Origin of the sequence: Pseudomonas brassicacearum, from assembly GCF_000585995.1 — a bacterium.
In the GTDB taxonomy this organism is placed as follows: domain Bacteria; phylum Pseudomonadota; class Gammaproteobacteria; order Pseudomonadales; family Pseudomonadaceae; genus Aquipseudomonas; species Aquipseudomonas brassicacearum_A.
Window position 1 is genome coordinate 3,920,508 of sequence record NZ_CP007410.1, and the last position, 15,692, is coordinate 3,936,199.

At 59.4% G+C, this 15,692-nt stretch carries 19 protein-coding genes; 11 read left to right on the forward strand and 8 right to left on the reverse strand.

All coding sequences use genetic code 11. From position 1 onward, the window contains the following. Window positions 1-138 precede the first annotated feature (138 nt). Window positions 139-669, reverse strand: coding sequence for a TetR/AcrR family transcriptional regulator (locus tag CD58_RS16500; RefSeq protein ID WP_038436654.1), 531 nt, complete (start codon window positions 667-669; stop codon window positions 139-141). A 168-nt stretch (window positions 670-837) separates the two neighbouring features. On the opposite strand from CD58_RS16500, the gene CD58_RS16505 reads away from it, so the two are divergent. Both CD58_RS16505 and CD58_RS29335 read left to right on the forward strand, forming a co-directional pair. After that, on the forward strand, window positions 838-1,719 hold the full coding sequence (locus CD58_RS16505) for an SDR family oxidoreductase (RefSeq protein ID WP_025214106.1): 882 nt from the start codon (window positions 838-840) through the stop codon (window positions 1,717-1,719). Window positions 1,720-1,831: 112 nt separating this feature from the next. Continuing rightward, complete coding sequence (locus CD58_RS29335; protein WP_080712568.1) at window positions 1,832-2,224, forward strand: MAPEG family protein; 393 nt, start codon at window positions 1,832-1,834, stop codon at window positions 2,222-2,224. Between the two features lie 88 nt (window positions 2,225-2,312). On the opposite strand, the gene CD58_RS16510 is transcribed toward CD58_RS29335, so the two are convergent. Beyond that, window positions 2,313-4,055 (reverse strand): OPT family oligopeptide transporter, encoded by a 1,743-nt coding sequence (locus CD58_RS16510; protein WP_025214107.1) that lies wholly within the window; start codon window positions 4,053-4,055, stop codon window positions 2,313-2,315. Window positions 4,056-4,286: 231 nt separating this feature from the next. Beyond that, window positions 4,287-4,628: a hypothetical protein gene (locus tag CD58_RS16515; RefSeq protein WP_025214108.1), complete on the reverse strand. Its 342-nt coding sequence runs from the start codon at window positions 4,626-4,628 to the stop codon at window positions 4,287-4,289. A 237-nt stretch (window positions 4,629-4,865) separates the two neighbouring features. Here CD58_RS16515 and CD58_RS16520 point away from each other — a divergent pair, with 237 nt between their 5' ends. From CD58_RS16520 to CD58_RS29340, 3 genes are all read left to right on the forward strand, one after another. Further along, window positions 4,866-5,102: a hypothetical protein gene (locus CD58_RS16520; RefSeq protein WP_025214109.1), complete on the forward strand. Its 237-nt coding sequence runs from the start codon at window positions 4,866-4,868 to the stop codon at window positions 5,100-5,102. Between the two features lie 107 nt (window positions 5,103-5,209). Continuing rightward, entirely contained in the window at window positions 5,210-6,976 is a 1,767-nt protein-coding gene (locus tag CD58_RS16525) for a S8/S53 family peptidase (protein WP_025214110.1), read from the forward strand. 57 nt (window positions 6,977-7,033) lie between these two features. Next, on the forward strand, window positions 7,034-7,195 hold the full coding sequence (locus CD58_RS29340; protein WP_080712569.1) for a DUF2986 domain-containing protein: 162 nt from the start codon (window positions 7,034-7,036) through the stop codon (window positions 7,193-7,195). Between the two features lie 150 nt (window positions 7,196-7,345). On the opposite strand, the gene CD58_RS16530 is transcribed toward CD58_RS29340, so the two are convergent. After that, window positions 7,346-8,215 (reverse strand): NmrA/HSCARG family protein, encoded by an 870-nt coding sequence (locus CD58_RS16530; RefSeq protein ID WP_025214111.1) that lies wholly within the window; start codon window positions 8,213-8,215, stop codon window positions 7,346-7,348. Window positions 8,216-8,359: 144 nt separating this feature from the next. Between CD58_RS16530 and CD58_RS16535 the strand changes: the two genes are divergently transcribed. After that, window positions 8,360-9,235, forward strand: coding sequence for a LysR family transcriptional regulator (locus CD58_RS16535; RefSeq protein WP_025214112.1), 876 nt, complete (start codon window positions 8,360-8,362; stop codon window positions 9,233-9,235). A gap of 108 nt (window positions 9,236-9,343) precedes the next feature. Here CD58_RS16535 and bdcA read toward each other — a convergent pair whose 3' ends face one another. Next, the gene (gene bdcA, locus CD58_RS16540) at window positions 9,344-10,057 is read right to left on the reverse strand and encodes an SDR family oxidoreductase (protein WP_025214113.1); all 714 of its coding nucleotides are present in this window, start codon (window positions 10,055-10,057) and stop codon (window positions 9,344-9,346) included. A gap of 75 nt (window positions 10,058-10,132) precedes the next feature. On the opposite strand from bdcA, the gene CD58_RS16545 reads away from it, so the two are divergent. Then, window positions 10,133-10,723 carry a TetR/AcrR family transcriptional regulator gene (locus CD58_RS16545; protein ID WP_025214114.1) on the forward strand — a complete coding sequence of 197 codons (591 nt, stop codon included), beginning with the start codon at window positions 10,133-10,135 and terminating at the stop codon, window positions 10,721-10,723. A 17-nt stretch (window positions 10,724-10,740) separates the two neighbouring features. On the opposite strand, the gene CD58_RS16550 is transcribed toward CD58_RS16545, so the two are convergent. Then, window positions 10,741-11,112: a winged helix-turn-helix transcriptional regulator gene (locus tag CD58_RS16550; protein WP_025214115.1), complete on the reverse strand. Its 372-nt coding sequence runs from the start codon at window positions 11,110-11,112 to the stop codon at window positions 10,741-10,743. A gap of 108 nt (window positions 11,113-11,220) precedes the next feature. On the opposite strand from CD58_RS16550, the gene CD58_RS16555 reads away from it, so the two are divergent. Beyond that, window positions 11,221-11,955, forward strand: a complete 735-nt coding sequence (locus CD58_RS16555; RefSeq protein ID WP_025214116.1) for an SDR family NAD(P)-dependent oxidoreductase — start codon at window positions 11,221-11,223, stop codon at window positions 11,953-11,955. A gap of 110 nt (window positions 11,956-12,065) precedes the next feature. On the opposite strand, the gene CD58_RS16560 is transcribed toward CD58_RS16555, so the two are convergent. Continuing rightward, window positions 12,066-12,584 carry a hypothetical protein gene (locus tag CD58_RS16560; protein ID WP_025214117.1) on the reverse strand — a complete coding sequence of 173 codons (519 nt, stop codon included), beginning with the start codon at window positions 12,582-12,584 and terminating at the stop codon, window positions 12,066-12,068. 338 nt (window positions 12,585-12,922) lie between these two features. Here CD58_RS16560 and CD58_RS16565 point away from each other — a divergent pair, with 338 nt between their 5' ends. The 3 genes from CD58_RS16565 to CD58_RS16575 all read left to right on the forward strand — a co-directional run bounded on the left by CD58_RS16565 (window position 12,923) and on the right by CD58_RS16575 (window position 15,033). Then, window positions 12,923-13,387 carry a hypothetical protein gene (locus CD58_RS16565; RefSeq protein WP_025214118.1) on the forward strand — a complete coding sequence of 155 codons (465 nt, stop codon included), beginning with the start codon at window positions 12,923-12,925 and terminating at the stop codon, window positions 13,385-13,387. A gap of 61 nt (window positions 13,388-13,448) precedes the next feature. Beyond that, entirely contained in the window at window positions 13,449-14,312 is an 864-nt protein-coding gene (locus CD58_RS16570; protein WP_025214119.1) for a DUF692 domain-containing protein, read from the forward strand. Further along, on the forward strand, window positions 14,293-15,033 hold the full coding sequence (locus CD58_RS16575; RefSeq protein WP_025214120.1) for a DNA-binding domain-containing protein: 741 nt from the start codon (window positions 14,293-14,295) through the stop codon (window positions 15,031-15,033). Before CD58_RS16570 ends, CD58_RS16575 begins: the two co-directional genes overlap by 20 nt. A 12-nt stretch (window positions 15,034-15,045) precedes the next feature. Here the strand turns inward: CD58_RS16575 and CD58_RS16580 are convergent, their stop codons facing one another. Further along, entirely contained in the window at window positions 15,046-15,543 is a 498-nt protein-coding gene (locus CD58_RS16580; RefSeq protein ID WP_025214121.1) for a winged helix-turn-helix transcriptional regulator, read from the reverse strand. Between the last annotated feature and the right edge of the window lie 149 nt (window positions 15,544-15,692).

Sequence of the window (15,692 nt, forward strand, 5' to 3'; positions counted from 1 at the left end):
TAAAGCGCCTCATGCCTGTGAGGCCATCGCCGCTCGGGCCCGTTGTATCTTGTTCGAAATATCTTCCCCCTTGTCTCTTTTACCCCAGGCGAATGAATGCCTGCTTCTACAGAAACACTGAGCTGAGAGGCTTGCTCATCAGAACACAGAAAAAGCGACTAACAGCATTTTCTTCACAATCTGCGGATCCTCACCACGAGATATCTGTGACGCAGCATTACTTAACTGCGCATCGATATAGACAGATGCAAATTCTGATGACATATCTGCAGAAAACTCACCTTTGGCCTTTGAACGCTCCACCCACTTACTGTAAGCAGTTAATGCTTGCTCCTGAATGAAATCGATTTGTGCCCGTGTTGCTTCACCCAAGTGCATGCGTGATTCGCGCATCTTTATCAAAAGACATCCTTTTGGGATCTGTTGATCATCACTCACTGAGGTGGCAAATGACACCAGGTTGTCAAGCGTCTCTTGAAACGGCATTTCTGTGTTTAACATCTGCAGCACAGAATCCAGTACCTGCTCTTGATATTTAAGAATAACGGCTTTCATCAAGCCATCTTCATTCCAAAATTCACGATAAAGACCTGGCTTCGATATATCACATCTTCTGCAAATTTCATTAAGGGATAAGCTGCGTACGCCCTCTTTCCAATAGGCTTCCATTGCCACATCCAAAACGTGATCACGGTCTAGGGTCTTAGGTCGTCCCCTTGAAGGTTTTGTTGGGTTTAAGCTCATTTTGTACCGCCCGGTATTTTAAATTGACACGCGATGCCCCTGCCCCTTATTGTACCGACCGGTACTTAATTGACAACCCAGCAGGAAAGAGAAATGAGCCAAGCACAAAAAAACGTCATCATCACTGGTAGCAGCAGTGGATTTGGCCTGAAGGCAGTGAAAGCCTTTGCGGACAAGGGCTACCGAGTGTTCGCCACCATGCGCGGCACAGAAGGCAAGAACGCCGCAGTCAAGACCGAGCTGGAGGCGTATAGCAACCTCGTCCATGTCGTTGATATGGATGTCACCAGCGACGAATCCGTCAAAACAGCCATTGCTGGTGTGCTGGCTAAAGCGGGCCAGATTGATATTTTGATTAACAATGCGGGCGTAATGTACCTTGGTATTACGGAGGCATTTAGCATTGCCCAAGCCAGGGAGCAGATGGAAACCAACTACTATGGCGCCATGCGCATTATACAGGCCGTCTTGCCTGCTATGCGGGAAGCCAAGTCCGGACTGATCATCAACACCTCATCAATGGTCGGCCAGATTTCGGCGCCGTACTTCTCTACATACGCCGCCACCAAGCATGCTTTGGAAGGCTACGTCCAAGGCTTACGTTACGAAGTGGCGCCCTTCGGTATTGACGTTGCCATCGTGCAACCAGGCCCGTTCCCTACAGGCCTGAGTGCGGGAGGGCAAGCGCCTTCCCGTCTTGACGTACTGGAGAGCTATGGTGACTTGGCCAAGATACCTGCCGCCATGTTCACAGAATTCGCGAAATTCATGCAGTCTGACCAGGCACCCGATCCACAGTTGGTCGTCGATACTTATTTAGCGCTAGCAGATATGCCTGCTGGCAAACGCCCTACACGTACAGCGGTCGGCATGGTTTGGGGGGTTGATGAAATTAACGCTGCCAAGCAACCCATTCAAGACCGTGTTTTAAAAGAAATGCAACTAGAGGATATTTTAGGCGGCGCTGACGCGTAACTTCCAGTAACAGGGCAAACTATTTTTTGCCCTGCCTCAGCTATATCACAAACGCTTCGAAGCGAGCGACTTTAGCCACCAGCCAGGCCCCTCCTGGGACAGGGATCACATAATGAAAGTTACACTTCTCTATAGCGGCCTACTTGCAATTTTGTTCATCGCACTGAGTGTTCGAGTAATTATTGGAAGAATAGGCCCTGGCAGTCCCAGTCTTGGCGATGGTGGTAATCCCGTCATGTTTCGGCGCATTAGAGGGCACGGCAATTTCGCTGAGTACGTTCCACTGGCGCTCGTGCTGATTGGTTTTCTAGAGTTAAGCGGCTCACCGCAATGGCAACTACACACACTCGGCTCAGTACTATTTTTTGGACGCATTCTGCATGGCTATGCCCTTTCGTTTACAAACGACAATCCATTTGGTCGTAACGTCGGCATTCTTGCATCTCTTTTAGTACTGTCTATCTCGGCAGTCCTTTGCATTTGTAGGTATTTTGGCTGGGCCTAACTAAGTGCTCAACGCGATCAGACTGCAGTGGGGCTACGCTCGATAGCAATTGGGCGTCGCCTTCGATTCGAGCGAGCAGCGCTCGCCATCACCCATTCCCAACCATCTGCCACAACGACGCCCCCACCCCGGTAATGCTCTCGCCGGCAATCAACCCCGCCGCCGCAGTGATGGCGAAGCGTTCTGTGAGACTCGGCCAGCGGCAGTTCACGACCCAAGTGAGCACGGCGCCCAAGGCCATCATCAGCGACACCGAGGCCGGCAAGACGAAGGCCAGGCCCAGGGCTGCGGTGCTTGGCAGGTAACGGGCGCGATGTTCAGGCAATAGGCTGTCGAGAATCCCTAGCAGCAAGCCGGCCACGCCGCCGATGAAAATCGCCCAGCGGATGCTCGCTGACAATGAATCCAGCCCCTGGGTCAGGGTTTGCGCCACAGCTTTCCAGGTCGCGACCGCCGGGGCCGGCCACTCTTCGGTCAGCAGCATGGTTTGCGGGTCCGGAATCAGGGCCAGGTAGGCCAACACCCCGACGATGCTACCGACGAAAATGCCCAGTGTCTGGGCGATCAACTGCTTGCGTGGCGTGGCGCCTATCGCCCGGCCCACCTTGAAATCGTTCATCAAGTCCGTGCACTGCCCGGCCGAACCGCCGGCGGTGTTGGCGCTCATCAGGTTGATCGGCACCTGCCCCGGCGCGATGATGCCGAAGCTCAACTGGGACAACTGTCCGATGGCGCCGATGGGCGGAATGCCCGTGGCGCCGACCACCCGGGCAGCCACGGCTGCCAGGCAGATCGCCAAGGGAATGGTCAATAAGGCCATCCACAGATTGATGCCGAACAACAGCGCTTGCAGGCTCACCACCAACACGATCGCCAAGGCGAAACCGGCAGCCGGCCCAGCCTTGGGCAGCGCCCAGATCACCCCACCGTCGGCCCTGGTGGACTGGTGCAAGGCCCACAAGCGAATCGCCAGGGAGGCCAGGGTCGAGCAGACCATCAGACTCACGCCCGGCCACAGCAGCCATTCCACCAGCGCAGCGAATTGCGGGCCGCTGCTGTCGGGCGGCAGCTGCACCAGGCCTTGCTCCAGCAGCCATGGCGCCAGCCCGCCCCACGCCAGCAAGGCGCCGAGCAGCAGGGTCAGGCCGACACGAATGCCGATGATCCCGCCGAAGCCCATTAACAGCAGCGAAGGGTCAGCGGTAAACGTCAGGCGCTCCAGATGAGGGGTCGGCGACCAGCGCGGGAAAGCCCACATGAAGGTATCGACCCACTTGACCAGCGCGGACAACAACGCGGCGCTGAGCAGCACCTTCAAGCGCGTCGCGGCTTCGCGACCGTGGTTGTAGATATGCAGCAGGGTTTCCAAGGTCGCCATCCCCTCGGGAAACTTCAGCGCCTTGTCATTGAGCAGCGAGGGCCGCAGGTACCAGGCGATCCAGATCCCGAGGAAGCTCACCGAAAAGACCCAGGCGATCATCGGGATGACGTCCAACTGTTGACCGGTCAGCAAGGTGTAGGCCGGGATAGGCGCGACCAGCCCACCGGAAATGATCGACGCGGCGGCGGAAGCCACGGTCTGGTTGATGTTGCTTTCGTGCAAGGTCCAGGGCAGTCCTGCACTCGAACGCTTGGCCAAGCCTTGCCAGAGGCCATAACCGATCAACAAGGCAATGATCGACATGTTGAACGACCAACCGATCTTCAACCCAGCGTAGACATTGGAAGGTGTCAGCAGGATACCCAGCACGATTCCCGTGGTGACTGCGCGCAGGCTGAGCTCGCGTTCGACAGGAAGGCTCAGGGGAATCGATGGCGAGGTTTCAAGCATGCGAATTCCTTATCGGCAATGAGACAGCGCGCTCACTCAACGGGGCGACCTAACAAGTGAACGCAGTATTGGCCCAAGGTTCACATGGCAGAGGGGAACCGTTGCGAGCCTGGTGCCGTGCCCAAGGCCATTCACCGGCATAAAAAAGCCCCGTAGCCGAATGGGGTACGGGGCAAGGAATTGGTTGGTTGCGGCCAACCAAAGGAGCACGGTAAGAAGCGTCGGCGGGACTTAGATGCAATCCTGGGCGGCACGTCCAAAACTCGAAGGCAGGAGGCTCGAGGCCAGCAAATGCCGCTCGTAGATGAAGACTTTGCCGCCATTCCCGGCCTTGTAGGCCTCCAGCACGTTGTCCGCTGCGACTTTGCTCGGTACGACGATCCGGTAGCTACGCTGAGTCTGGGAGACCGTCGGGTTCAACTTGCCGTCCTGCAGTTTCGGTACGACGCATTCGGCATATTCGGCGGGGGTCTTGTGGGTCTGCAAGGTCAGTGTCGGATCGTTTGGCGCGGAGGCACAACCGGCGAGCAGCAAAGAGGCAAACGCCATGACAGGCACGAATAAAGGGCGCATCAGTCTCATCCTGAAAATAAAAAGTTCGATTCATCTGACTAGGGAGCGGCGTCACGGGCTTGCCTTGTCAGCGCAATACCTTGAGCCGCGTGTTCGATGGGTGCGATTCTGCGGTGACGGCCCAGAAAGAAGAACTTGCATTTCTTGATGGTCATTATTACTTCTAGCAATAGTTGCGCGCCGTGCAGATGGACGCACACCCAATCACCACTGAAAAAGATTGCCGAGGCCTCTTCCTTGAGAACTTTTGACCTGATCCGCGACGCGGTCTTGCCCGACTTTCGTGATCGAGTGGCGGAGTACCTGATCCAGTACGAAACGGTGCTGCTGTCCGAAAACGCAACCGACCCGGAGCTTATCCGGGACACCGCCCACCAGTTGCGCGGCTATCTGCGCGGGTTGAACACCACCCGGGTATTGGGCATGGCGGATTGGGAGGAGCTGGACAGGCGAGTGGTGAACACGTGGCTGTAGGGCACGATCAACCAAGGGTGTCGACGCTGAGCAGCGAAATCCTGCTCTGAACAAAGCAGGCCATGTGGCAGTCGGAACAACAGACCTTCGGCAAAGAAACCTGGCCCATGCCTCTACGATCTGCTGTCCTCGCCACGTTGTTCACGTTGGCTGCCAACACTGCGGCCGCTGCCCCCGGGCCACTTCGCCTGGAAAACCTGGCACGCTGCGGCGACCTGCTGGATGGCCGGCGCCAGGACTGGTGCCTGACAGTGCGCGGGCTGGGTGAGGGAACACCGCAACTGAAACTGGGGGACAAGACGATCCCCGCCAGTACTGTCCAGCGCGAAGGGGACAAGCTGCGGTTGCGCCTGGACAGTGCCGAATACCAGAGCGGCCCTCTCTGGCTGGAGGACGGCCCGCGCACCAGCAATGCCGCCTGGCTGACCCTGCGTAACAGTCACGTACTGGCCGCCGGGCCGGACGACGTGGCGAAGAACATGGATGGCCTGAGCACTTACGTTGATCTGGTCAGCGTGCTGATCGAGGAAGATCGCGATGGTCCCCAGGAAGCCGAACGTCTTGCCAGCAAGTACGGGGCGAAAGTGGTCGGCAGCATCGCGCCCCTGAACCTGTACCAGCTGCGCCTGCCCGCCAGGGACCTGGTGCAGCGCGACGCGCTGGTGCTGCGTCTGGGCAGCGAGACCGGCGTGGATGCCGTGGTGGTCGAGGAGTCTGCGGCAGAAGAGAGCGAGCAAGCCCCCGTTCGCCCCGAGGAGCCGAAGAAACCCGACCCGGACTCCGACGAATGGGCTGCAAACCGCTTTCTCGACGCGGTGCATTACTACCAGCGGCGCATCCCCGGGCAGCAGGCGCCCAGCCGACCGCAACCGGTGCGCGTTGGCCTGATCGAGCGCGACGTGGATTTCGACACCGCGGATTTTGCCGACTACCTGGGTGCCTGCTCGATGCCGCGCACCTGCGTCTATGCCCGCGATGCGGATAAACCCGACAACCATGGCACCACCGTCGCCGGCATCCTCGCCGCGCGCTGGAACGACGGCGGCAACACCGGTTTTCTCCGTGGCCTGGACAAGGCAAGCGGCGGCTTCGAGGTCATCGTCGACCGTAATTCCGATGCCGGGATCACCGCTAACATCGCCGCCTCGGTCAACCTCGTAGAGGACGGCGTACGCGTGCTCAACTGGAGCTGGGGCATCCACCGGGTGGGCGCGAAAGACATCAAGGGCGATGACGTGGACTCCCTGCTGCGCTCGGGCATCGCCATGGGAGGCTACGAGGAACTGCTGGAGGAATTCTTCCTCTGGTTGCGCAAGGAACATCCCGACGTGGTGGTGGTGAACTCCGCCGGCAATGGGTCTTCATTCTCAGGCACCGATGAGTACCGCCTGCCCTCCTCCTTCATCACCGAGCAATTGCTGGTGGTCGGTGGGCACCAGCGCAACGAGCGCGCCGGGGTCGCCATCGACGACCCGGCCTATGCGCGCAAGCGCAGCTCCTCGAACATCGACATGCGCGTCGACATCACCGCTGCCGCTTGCACCCACGCTTCGACGACCGACGCCGGCCAGGACGGTGCCGTGCATTGCGGTACGTCTTACGCCACGCCGATGGTCGCCGGCCTGCTGGCGGCGATGCTGTCCATCAATCCGCAACTGCAACCCGAGCAGCTGCGCATGCTGCTGCGCCGCAGCGCCATGACCATCGGTGACAATCACGACTTCGAACAGATGGACGCGGAAGACCTTACCGCACCGATCCTGCCGTCGGAGCGCCGCTATCAGCTCAACGACAAGGACGTGGGTCGTTCGGCACGGCTGGATATGCAAAAAGCGTTGGATCTGGCGGAGCAGAGCCGCAAGCGTGTGCGTTGAATCCGGCCTGATAGTTAAGCTGATATCATCTGGAAAACGACAGCCGGGTAGCACAGCATGAATCGCCGCAAAAAAATCAACCAGCTATTAAAAGCCAACGCCAAAAAGGCCAGTGCCAAATTGGCGCCCAAGAACAAATCCAAGTACATCAGCAAAGCTGACCGCTTGAAGCTGGCAGCTGAATCCAGTGACGACTCGATGGTTTCTGCCGAAAGCTGATTGACGTAACCTTCGGCACCACTCATTCGCTTGTACGCAGCGCAGGGTTTCGCCCCCTACTCTGGCGCTGTCATTCGGTCATCAAGCAGGTTTTTTTGTAAGCCGGCAACCCTCCTGTTTGCCGGCGCATGGTCCCCTTGCCCTAGCTGTTCAAACCCCTGCAATGGCTTCGCGAACGAAGTCTTCATAGGTGCGCAGCGGGTGCCCAATGATGGCCTCCAGCCGTCCCACTGCTCCTTCAGCGGCTTGCATGCCGAACGCCTGGATACCCGCCATCATCAGGCGCATGTCGTAGGCCAACCAGGCGGGGCCGTATGCGGCCATTTGTCCTTCGAAGGCCGTTACATCGTCACCCCCATAGGCGATCTCGCGACCCAGGGCGGCGCTCCATATCTGCGCCACGGAAGCACCGGTGAGTGCTTGCGGCCCGACCAACTCCAGCGTCACACGATCCAGGGCAGAAGGTGCCTTGTCGCGTCGCAGCAACTCGGCAACGGCCACATCGGCAATGTCACGCGCATCTATCATCGAGGTACCCGCCGAGCCGATCGGCATCGGGTAGACCGAGTAGTCCTGAATCGTCTGTTGGACCATGCGTTCGTTTTGCATGAAGTAAGCCGGACGCAGGATGGTTGCAGGCATATCAAGGCTCTCGATCATGCGCTCAACCGTATGCTTGCCGGTGAAATGCGGAACATTGGTGAACTTGTCGGCATGGATCACCGACAAGTAGACGATGCGCTCGATGCCAGCCTCGCGAGCGAGGTTCAGCGCGATGAGGGCTTGCGTGACCTCGTCGGGCACCACGGCGTTGAGCAGAAACAGCGTACGCACTGACGAAAGCGCGACGCGTATCGAAGGGACATCGGTGAGGTCTGCGACAACCTCAGTGACGCCTGCCGGGAAGGTCCGTTTACCCGGTTGACGCACAAGGGCCTTGACCTCGGCGCCCGCGTCGGCAAGGCCCTGGGTGACGAGAGAACCAATGGTGCCCGTGGCACCGATCACGAGAATGCTCATTTTTGAATCTCCTGCATTGAATGTATGGATGGGTCAGCGAAAAACGTCGGTAACTATCGGGTTTCGATGACGAGACAGTATTTCGTTGCACTTACAAAACAAAGACCACAAAATCCAGACACCTCGTTTCAAAAATGGAACACCATGAATCTGAACGCGCTGATCGACTTCATCCTCGTCGCAACGAATGAGGGGTTGGGAAAAGCAAGTCGTGCGAGTGGTATTTCCAAGGCCACCTTGTCGCGGCGAATTTCCGATCTTGAAGAACAACTGGGGGTGAGGCTGATCGAGCGTAGCGCGCGCGGCCTGAAACTCACTGAAGCCGGCGAGCGGCTGATGTCTCGAACTGAAGGCCCGCTGAGTGAAGTCACCGAAGCCATGACGGCGGTCCGCGAGGGTGTTTCGATACCGCGCGGACGCTTGCGCGTGGCGGCCCCGGTGCTGTTCTCCCAGCTCGCGATGGGTCGTATTGGGGCCGAGTTCTGTCGGGCCTATCCGGAGGTCGAAATTGAAGTGGTGGCGGAGGATCGCCAGGTGGATCTCGTCGAGGAACAGTTCGACGTCGCCATTCGGATCAACCCGAGCCCGGACAGCAATCTGGTCGGCCGGTGCTTCGCCAAGGACCGGCTGGTCGTCGTGGCTGCGCCCGAAGTATCCAAGCCCGTGCCCGGTGCGATCAGAGCCGTTCCCGCTATCGTGACGTCGACGTTCCAGCCCACCCAGTGGAGTCTCGATGGTGGGCAGTTGGTTTTGGAGCCGATCCCAAAGCTGCGGTTCTCTTCGCTACTGATGGTCCGCGATGCGGCGATCACCGGGGGTGGCGTTGCCCTGATTCCACAGTCCATCGCATGGAACCAGCTTGCCCGTGGCGAGTTGGTCCAATGGGGGACGGTATTGGGTATAGAACCCCAGCTCTGGGTCCTGCACACCTCCAGGCGCCTCGCGGCGCCGAAGGTTCGCGCGTTCGTCGATTTCATCTGCGCTCAATACCCGGACATGTCCCTGGTGCTGAAGGGATAGCGGACCGCTCACGGGTCTCGGGTATTGATCCGCAGGCCAACAATCGCCACCAAGTGCCGAATCGTTGCCGCTGACCAACACCTCAACAGACCCGCTTGGGTGAATCGGTCAGGCGCCGAACGCACCGTCGATCGTATGCATCGCTCCCGTTACAAAGCTCGCTTCCGGCCCGGCCAGCCAAGCCACCATTGCCGCCACCTCTTCAGGACGACCGTGACGCTTGATTGCCATGAAGCTGTGCATCAGGTCCTTCATTGGACCGTCCTCTGGATTCGCGTCTGTGTCGATCGGTCCCGGCTGCACGATATTGATCGTGATACCGCGCGGCCCAAAATCCCGTGCCAATCCTCGCGCCATGCCTTGCAGTGCGGATTTGCTCAATGCATAGGACGCCATGCCGGGCACCGGCATGCGATCTCCGTTTACCGATCCGATCACGATGATTCGCCCGCCTTCCGGCATCTGCCGCGCCGCTTCCACCGATGCGTGGTACGGCGCGTGCACGTTGATGCGTAGCAGGCGATCGATCGCATCGGGGTCCTGTTCCAGCGCGTCGCCGAAGATGGCGATGCCGGAATTGACCACCAGCACGTCCAATGGACCGCTCTCCCGGACCCTGGCGATGACCGCGTCGCGGTCAGCGCTGTCCGTCGAGTACGCACTGCTGCCCGTTTCGGTGGCTAGCAGCTTGGCTGCCTCCGGCGAGCCCGAGTAGGTGAACGCCACATTCGCCCCCTCTGAGGCAAAGCGCCTTACTATCGCCGCACCAATGCCCCGACTGCCACCCAACACCAACACTGACTTGCCTTTGAAATCTGACATGATTTACGCCTCCTGATTAATGTAGCGCATGCTACAATACGCTCCATTCCATCTGTCAAAGCTTTTTTTGTAATCATGACTACAAATACTTTACCCACGCGTGGCCGCCCTCGCCGGTTCGATCCGGACGAGGCGGTTGCCACCGCCCAGCACCTGTTCCACGCCAAGGGCTACGACGGCGTAAGCGTTGCCGACCTGACCAAGGCACTCGGCATCAATCCGCCCAGCTTCTACGCAGCCTTTGGCAGCAAGGCGCAGCTGTACGCCCGAGTCCTTGATCGGTATGCCCTGACCGGGGCCGTCCCTCTATCGCAGATCCTGGCGGCCGACCAGCCGTTGGCTGTCTCGCTTGCGCAGGTGTTGGAGCAGGCTGCGCGCAGCTATGCCGCCGATCCTATGGCCACCGGCTGTATGGTGCTGGAGGGAACACGATGCAACGACTCGCAGGCGCGGGATGCCGCCTGCGGCTTTCACGTTGCTGCACAAGACTTGATTCGAAACAGCATCGCCGAGCGCTATCCGCAGGAGGCGGCTCGACTGGCGGATTTTGTCAGCACCACCATGGCCGGACTCTCCGCGAGCGCGCGCCACGGCCAAGGCCTGGACCGCCTCCTGGCCACCGCAGGGCTTGCCGGTATGGCGATCGCGCAGGTTCTTGCTGCCTGAGTTGTCTGAAGTTGTTGTCAGGACAACGTGTCACGCTTGGCAAATATGTTTGCCATCTCCGCCATGTGCTCGGTTCCCCAAGTGCACAGCGGGACGATCGCTTCAGCCAAGCTATGACCGAGCGGCGTCAGCGTGTAGTCCACACGCGGCGGCACCTCCTTGTAGTCGGTCCGCGCCAGCACGTGATCGGCCTCCAGATCTTTCAATGCCTGGATCAGCACCTTGTCACTGACGCCCTGGACCAAGCGCTTGAGTTCGCCGTAACGCTTGGGACCGTCACGCAGGAAAAACAGGACCAGCGGTTTCCACTTACCCGAGATGATGCGGAGCGTGGCGTCGAGCCCGCAGGAAAAACCGCCGGTACCGCAGGTTTGAATAGGTGTCGTCATTTGATACTTACCAAAAGGTGCATACTTGTCCTCAGGTTATCAGGCTTGCATAGTGGTCCTCAAGCGAGCGATTCCCTGCTTGCGCCCAACGCTAGAGGAATACACATCATGACCAGACTGAATGGAAAGACCGCGGTGATTACCGGCGGCGCTACTGGAATCGGCCTCGCCGCAGCAAAACGCTTCATTGAGGAGGGCGCCTTCGTGTTTATTTTCGGCCGCCGGCAGGAAGCGCTCGACGCCGCTGTGGCCGACCTCGGACCGAAAGCCCGCGCGGTGAAGGGCTCAGTCTCCAACCTGGCCGACCTCGACCGACTCTACACAGCGGTGAAGGCCGAACGTGGAAGCCTCGACATCGTCTTCGCCAACGCTGGGGCGGGAAGCCCGCTAGCGCTCGGCGAGATCACCGCCGAGCACATTGACGAAACCTTCGAGACCAATGTGAAGGGTACGATTTTTACGGTCCAGAAGGCGCTGCCGCTGATGGGCCAAGGTGGTTCGATCATTCTGACCGGCTCCAGCGCCGGCGCCACGGGCGCCCCGGCATTCAGCGTCTATAGCGCGAGCAAGGCGGCCGTGCGCAACCTCGCGCGGACCTGGGCGCAAGATCTGCAAGGCACCGGCATCCGCGTCAACGTGCTGTCGCCCGGGCCGACGGCGACCGAACTCGCGAAGACCGCGCTAGGCGAGGAAGGCATGAAGGTCTTCGCCTCGATGAATCCACTCCAGCGCATGGCTGATCCGGCTGAGATCGGCGCAGTGGCGGCCTTTCTCGCGTCGCAGGACAGCAGCTTCATGACCGCCAGCGAGGTCGCCGCCGACGGCGGCCTGGCGCAAATCTGACGCGCTAAACCCGCCCGGTTACTCCCCGAGTAACCGGAGCGTCGCTTGAGGGGACCCAATCTTGCGTTCAGTGAAAGGCTCGTTCTTCCCACGATCGACTGACCGGGGAACTACTTGATCTCTACCAGCCGGAGCGAATTGGAACCCTCCAAAGACAGGTGAATGACGGCGGCTTTGCTAGGGAAATTCGGCGCATCGTCATCGGTATTTTCCATCACCGGGAGGTCGATCAGAATCCGCTCTCCCGCCGGGTCACTGACCAGCTTGGCGTCCAGTTTGTCGATCGCACGCCAACTGTCGCCGCCAATACGGACCACGTCCAACAGGCTGTAATGTGACGCGCCATCTTCGCTCTCCTCGGGGGTGAAAGCGGCGAGGTATTGGCTGTAGTTGTTGCCCATGCCAAACCCCTCGACCGTAAAGACCGCCAGCGTTACCTGACTGTCCTCACCAGTATCCAGTGTCTGCGTCAGCGTCGCTTCAGGATAGCCGGTGGCATAGCTGTCCTTGACGAGTGCCACCAGGCGCTCGATTTGCTGCTCCAGGACTTTTGGTATGGGCGCCGGCTCGGCGGCATGACTCAGGGTACTGGTGAGAAACAGGCTGGCTGCAAGCAGACGCAAATTCATCAAGTGAAGTCCAAGGGTGTGGAGAGATCGACGCGGATACTAGCGGATTCTCTGCACCACCGTCTCCTGACAAAGTAGCCTGAGCTATCCGCACCACCCCTCCGAGCGAAGCCCGCGCACTGTATCTGCGACACACTCCAATACAAATTCCCCCTCGGACCGAAACATCCGGGACACATCGCAAACGCCAAATAGCCCCGTCCGTACACACCTGTCCCCTTGCCGGCTCCTGACGACTTACTCGCAGGGCCGGGTTCCGGGTATCAAGACAGCCGTCACGGTACAAGCCCCGCGCAACGTTGCCGGGGACACATAGCGCTTCTCAGGAGAAATGACACATGCACGCTAAAAACACCTTGAATACCGCTCGACTTGCGCTTGCCGCGCTGGCGATTTCCGGCGGCTTCAGCCTGGCCCAATCGGCCTTCGCAGTGGAGGCCCTGCCCCAGGGCTACCAATTGGCTTCAGCTGAGAAAACCTCCGAGGGCAAATGCGGTGAAGGCAAGTGTGGCGCGGCCAACACGACCAACAAAGTCAGCCAGTCGGAAGGTAAATGCGGTGAAGGCAAATGTGGCGACGCCTCCTTTGCCCGTACCGATAACGACCATGACGATCGCGTATCACTGAAGGAATTCCTGGCCGTCGCACCGACCCAGCAAGCTGAATTCGAAAAAATGGACAGCAATCACGACGGGTATCTGTCCGAGGCGGAAACCTACAAGTACTGCACCGGCCAATACACTGCCAACGGTAAGAAGGTGCCCACCGAGTTGTTCACCCGCATGAGCCAGGCCAAGGAATAATTCATCCATGCCCGCCCTCCTCGGCCACGCCAGGAGGGCTTTGTCATGTACGGAGACAGCCATGACTATTCTCGTCCCACCCACAAACGCGGGGCTCGGCCTGCGCCGAGCCATGCTTGGGGACCTCATGACGATGGACGCCGACGCTGTGGACTTTCTCGAATGCGCCCCGGATAACTGGATCGGCGTCGGCGGGGCCTATGTCCAACAGCTGGACCGGTTGGCCGAGCGGTACCCGCTCACCTGCCATGGGCTGTCGCTGTCGCTCGGTGGCGCCCAGCCGCTTGACCTTGACCTGCTGCGCGGGACACGTGAGTTTCTGAATCGCTACGCGGTGACTATCTACAGCGAGCACTTGAGCTACTGCGCCGATCAGGGCCATCTCTACGACCTGCTGCCGATCCCCTTCACCGAGGAGGCCGTGCATCATGTCGCGGCGCGCATACGCCAAGCCCAGGACGTACTCGGCCAGCGCATCGCGGTGGAAAACATCTCCTATTACGCCGCGCCCTTCCAGGCCATGAGCGAGATCGAGTTCATACGGGCCGTGCTCGATGAAGCCGATTGCGACCTGCTGCTGGACGTCAACAATCTCTACGTCAACGCCATCAATCACGGGTACGACGCCAGTCAGTTCCTGGCGGCTGTCCCGACGCAACGGGTCACTTACCTGCATGTCGCCGGGCATTACGATGAGGCCGACGACCTGAAGATCGACACCCATGGCGCATCGGTCAAGCAGGACGTCTGGGCGCTATTGCATCAGGCCTACCAACGACTGGGGCCCGTGCCGACGCTGCTGGAACGAGACTTCAATTTCCCACCCTTGCCGCAGCTCCTGGCGGAGGTCGACCAGATCAAGCACCTCCAGCGGCTCGGCCTGCCAACTGGATTGGAGGCGCAGCATGTCCGAACGATTGCTTGAACAACTGAGCTGCATGGCCGATTACGTGCGCGATCCGCGGCGTCCGGGCCCGCCGGGGGTGCAAACCCGGCGCCTGGCCGTCTATCGGCAACTGTTTCTCGGTAATATCGACTCACTGTTGGCGGGCAGCTTTCCAGTCATCCGGCGCACCCTGGCAACGGCCGACTGGCAGAGGTTGGTCAATGATTTCTATGCCGGGCATCGGTGCCGGACACCGCTGTTTACCGAGATCGCCGGTGAGTTTGTCAGCTACCTCGAACAACGCGCCGATAGCCATGGTTTCCCTGCGTGGCTGGTCGAACTGGCGCACCATGAATGGAGTGAAAGCGCCCTCCTATTGAGCGACGCGAAAGACCCCGCCCATGATCCGCGCGGCGACCTGATCCAAGGCACACCCGTGGTTTCGGCGCAGGCCTGGACCCGCGCCTACCTTTGGTCAGTGTGCGACATCGGGCCTGGTCACCAGCCTGTTGAACCGCCACCGGCGCCTACCTTGCTCCTGCTTCGGCGTCATGAAGGCCAAGTGACCTTCTCACGCCTTGCACCACTGGCGTACAGCTTGCTGGTATCGCTGACGGAATTTCCGCGCAGCGGCCACGAGCACCTGATCGCCCTGGCCGAAACGGCAGGTGTCCCCGCGCAGGAACTTCTTCCTGCCGGGGTGGCTGCGCTCAATGATTTCAGGGCGCAAGGCATCGTGCTGGGCACCGGTACGGACTGAAGCGAAGCGCCCCTAGGACGGCTTGCGCTTGTAAGCCTCCCGACGAGCCGTGCGCTCGTCCAGAAAGCGTTCGCTGATGGACGCTTGCAGGTCCTTGCGTTCCACAGCGACACCGCAGTTCGGACAAACACTGGCCACACCCACGTCATGACCACACGCGCGGTGCACAAAGTGCATCGCCAATCCATCGTCCTCGTGCTTACACCATTTTTCGCCCCAGGCGCGCAGCGCATAAATCACCGGGTAGAAATCCCATCCCTTATCTGTCAGGTGGTATTCGTAGCGTAGCGGCCGTTCGCTATAGGGCCGTCGCTCGACCATGCCGTCGGCTTCCAGTGCCTTGAGGCGCGAGGTCAGCATCTGCGGCGTCGCGCCGGTCTGGATCTGGATTTCCTCGAAGCGGGTCGTGCCCAGGTACAACTCGCGCAGTACCAGAGTCGTCCACTTGTCCCCCACCACATCGACGGAGCGCGCCACCGGGCACATCGTTTCGCTCGTCTCGTCTCGCATCTTCTGCTCGCTTTCCAGCCACTATTTTTTTCATAGTAACACAAGGACAGATCAGGTTATTTCGTTTGAAAATGCCATGTAACCCCATAAATCATTGACTATATGATTTTCATAGCTACTATGATCCATGCCTATCCAACCGGAGCATC

Coding starts and splice junctions, on each gene's coding strand:
- CD58_RS16500 (WP_038436654.1), bottom strand. CDS start 669: ATGGAAGCCTATTGGAAAGAGGGCGTACGCAGCTTATCCCTTAATGAA.
- CD58_RS16505 (WP_025214106.1), top strand. CDS start 838: ATGAGCCAAGCACAAAAAAACGTCATCATCACTGGTAGCAGCAGTGGA.
- CD58_RS29335 (WP_080712568.1), top strand. CDS start 1,832: ATGAAAGTTACACTTCTCTATAGCGGCCTACTTGCAATTTTGTTCATC.
- CD58_RS16510 (WP_025214107.1), bottom strand. CDS start 4,055: ATGCTTGAAACCTCGCCATCGATTCCCCTGAGCCTTCCTGTCGAACGC.
- CD58_RS16515 (WP_025214108.1), bottom strand. CDS start 4,628: ATGCGCCCTTTATTCGTGCCTGTCATGGCGTTTGCCTCTTTGCTGCTC.
- CD58_RS16525 (WP_025214110.1), top strand. CDS start 5,210: ATGCCTCTACGATCTGCTGTCCTCGCCACGTTGTTCACGTTGGCTGCC.
- CD58_RS29340 (WP_080712569.1), top strand. CDS start 7,034: ATGAATCGCCGCAAAAAAATCAACCAGCTATTAAAAGCCAACGCCAAA.
- CD58_RS16530 (WP_025214111.1), bottom strand. CDS start 8,215: ATGAGCATTCTCGTGATCGGTGCCACGGGCACCATTGGTTCTCTCGTC.
- CD58_RS16535 (WP_025214112.1), top strand. CDS start 8,360: ATGAATCTGAACGCGCTGATCGACTTCATCCTCGTCGCAACGAATGAG.
- bdcA (WP_025214113.1), bottom strand. CDS start 10,057: ATGTCAGATTTCAAAGGCAAGTCAGTGTTGGTGTTGGGTGGCAGTCGG.
- CD58_RS16545 (WP_025214114.1), top strand. CDS start 10,133: ATGACTACAAATACTTTACCCACGCGTGGCCGCCCTCGCCGGTTCGAT.
- CD58_RS16550 (WP_025214115.1), bottom strand. CDS start 11,112: ATGACGACACCTATTCAAACCTGCGGTACCGGCGGTTTTTCCTGCGGG.
- CD58_RS16555 (WP_025214116.1), top strand. CDS start 11,221: ATGACCAGACTGAATGGAAAGACCGCGGTGATTACCGGCGGCGCTACT.
- CD58_RS16560 (WP_025214117.1), bottom strand. CDS start 12,584: ATGAATTTGCGTCTGCTTGCAGCCAGCCTGTTTCTCACCAGTACCCTG.
- CD58_RS16565 (WP_025214118.1), top strand. CDS start 12,923: ATGCACGCTAAAAACACCTTGAATACCGCTCGACTTGCGCTTGCCGCG.
- CD58_RS16570 (WP_025214119.1), top strand. CDS start 13,449: ATGACTATTCTCGTCCCACCCACAAACGCGGGGCTCGGCCTGCGCCGA.
- CD58_RS16575 (WP_025214120.1), top strand. CDS start 14,293: ATGTCCGAACGATTGCTTGAACAACTGAGCTGCATGGCCGATTACGTG.
- CD58_RS16580 (WP_025214121.1), bottom strand. CDS start 15,543: ATGCGAGACGAGACGAGCGAAACGATGTGCCCGGTGGCGCGCTCCGTC.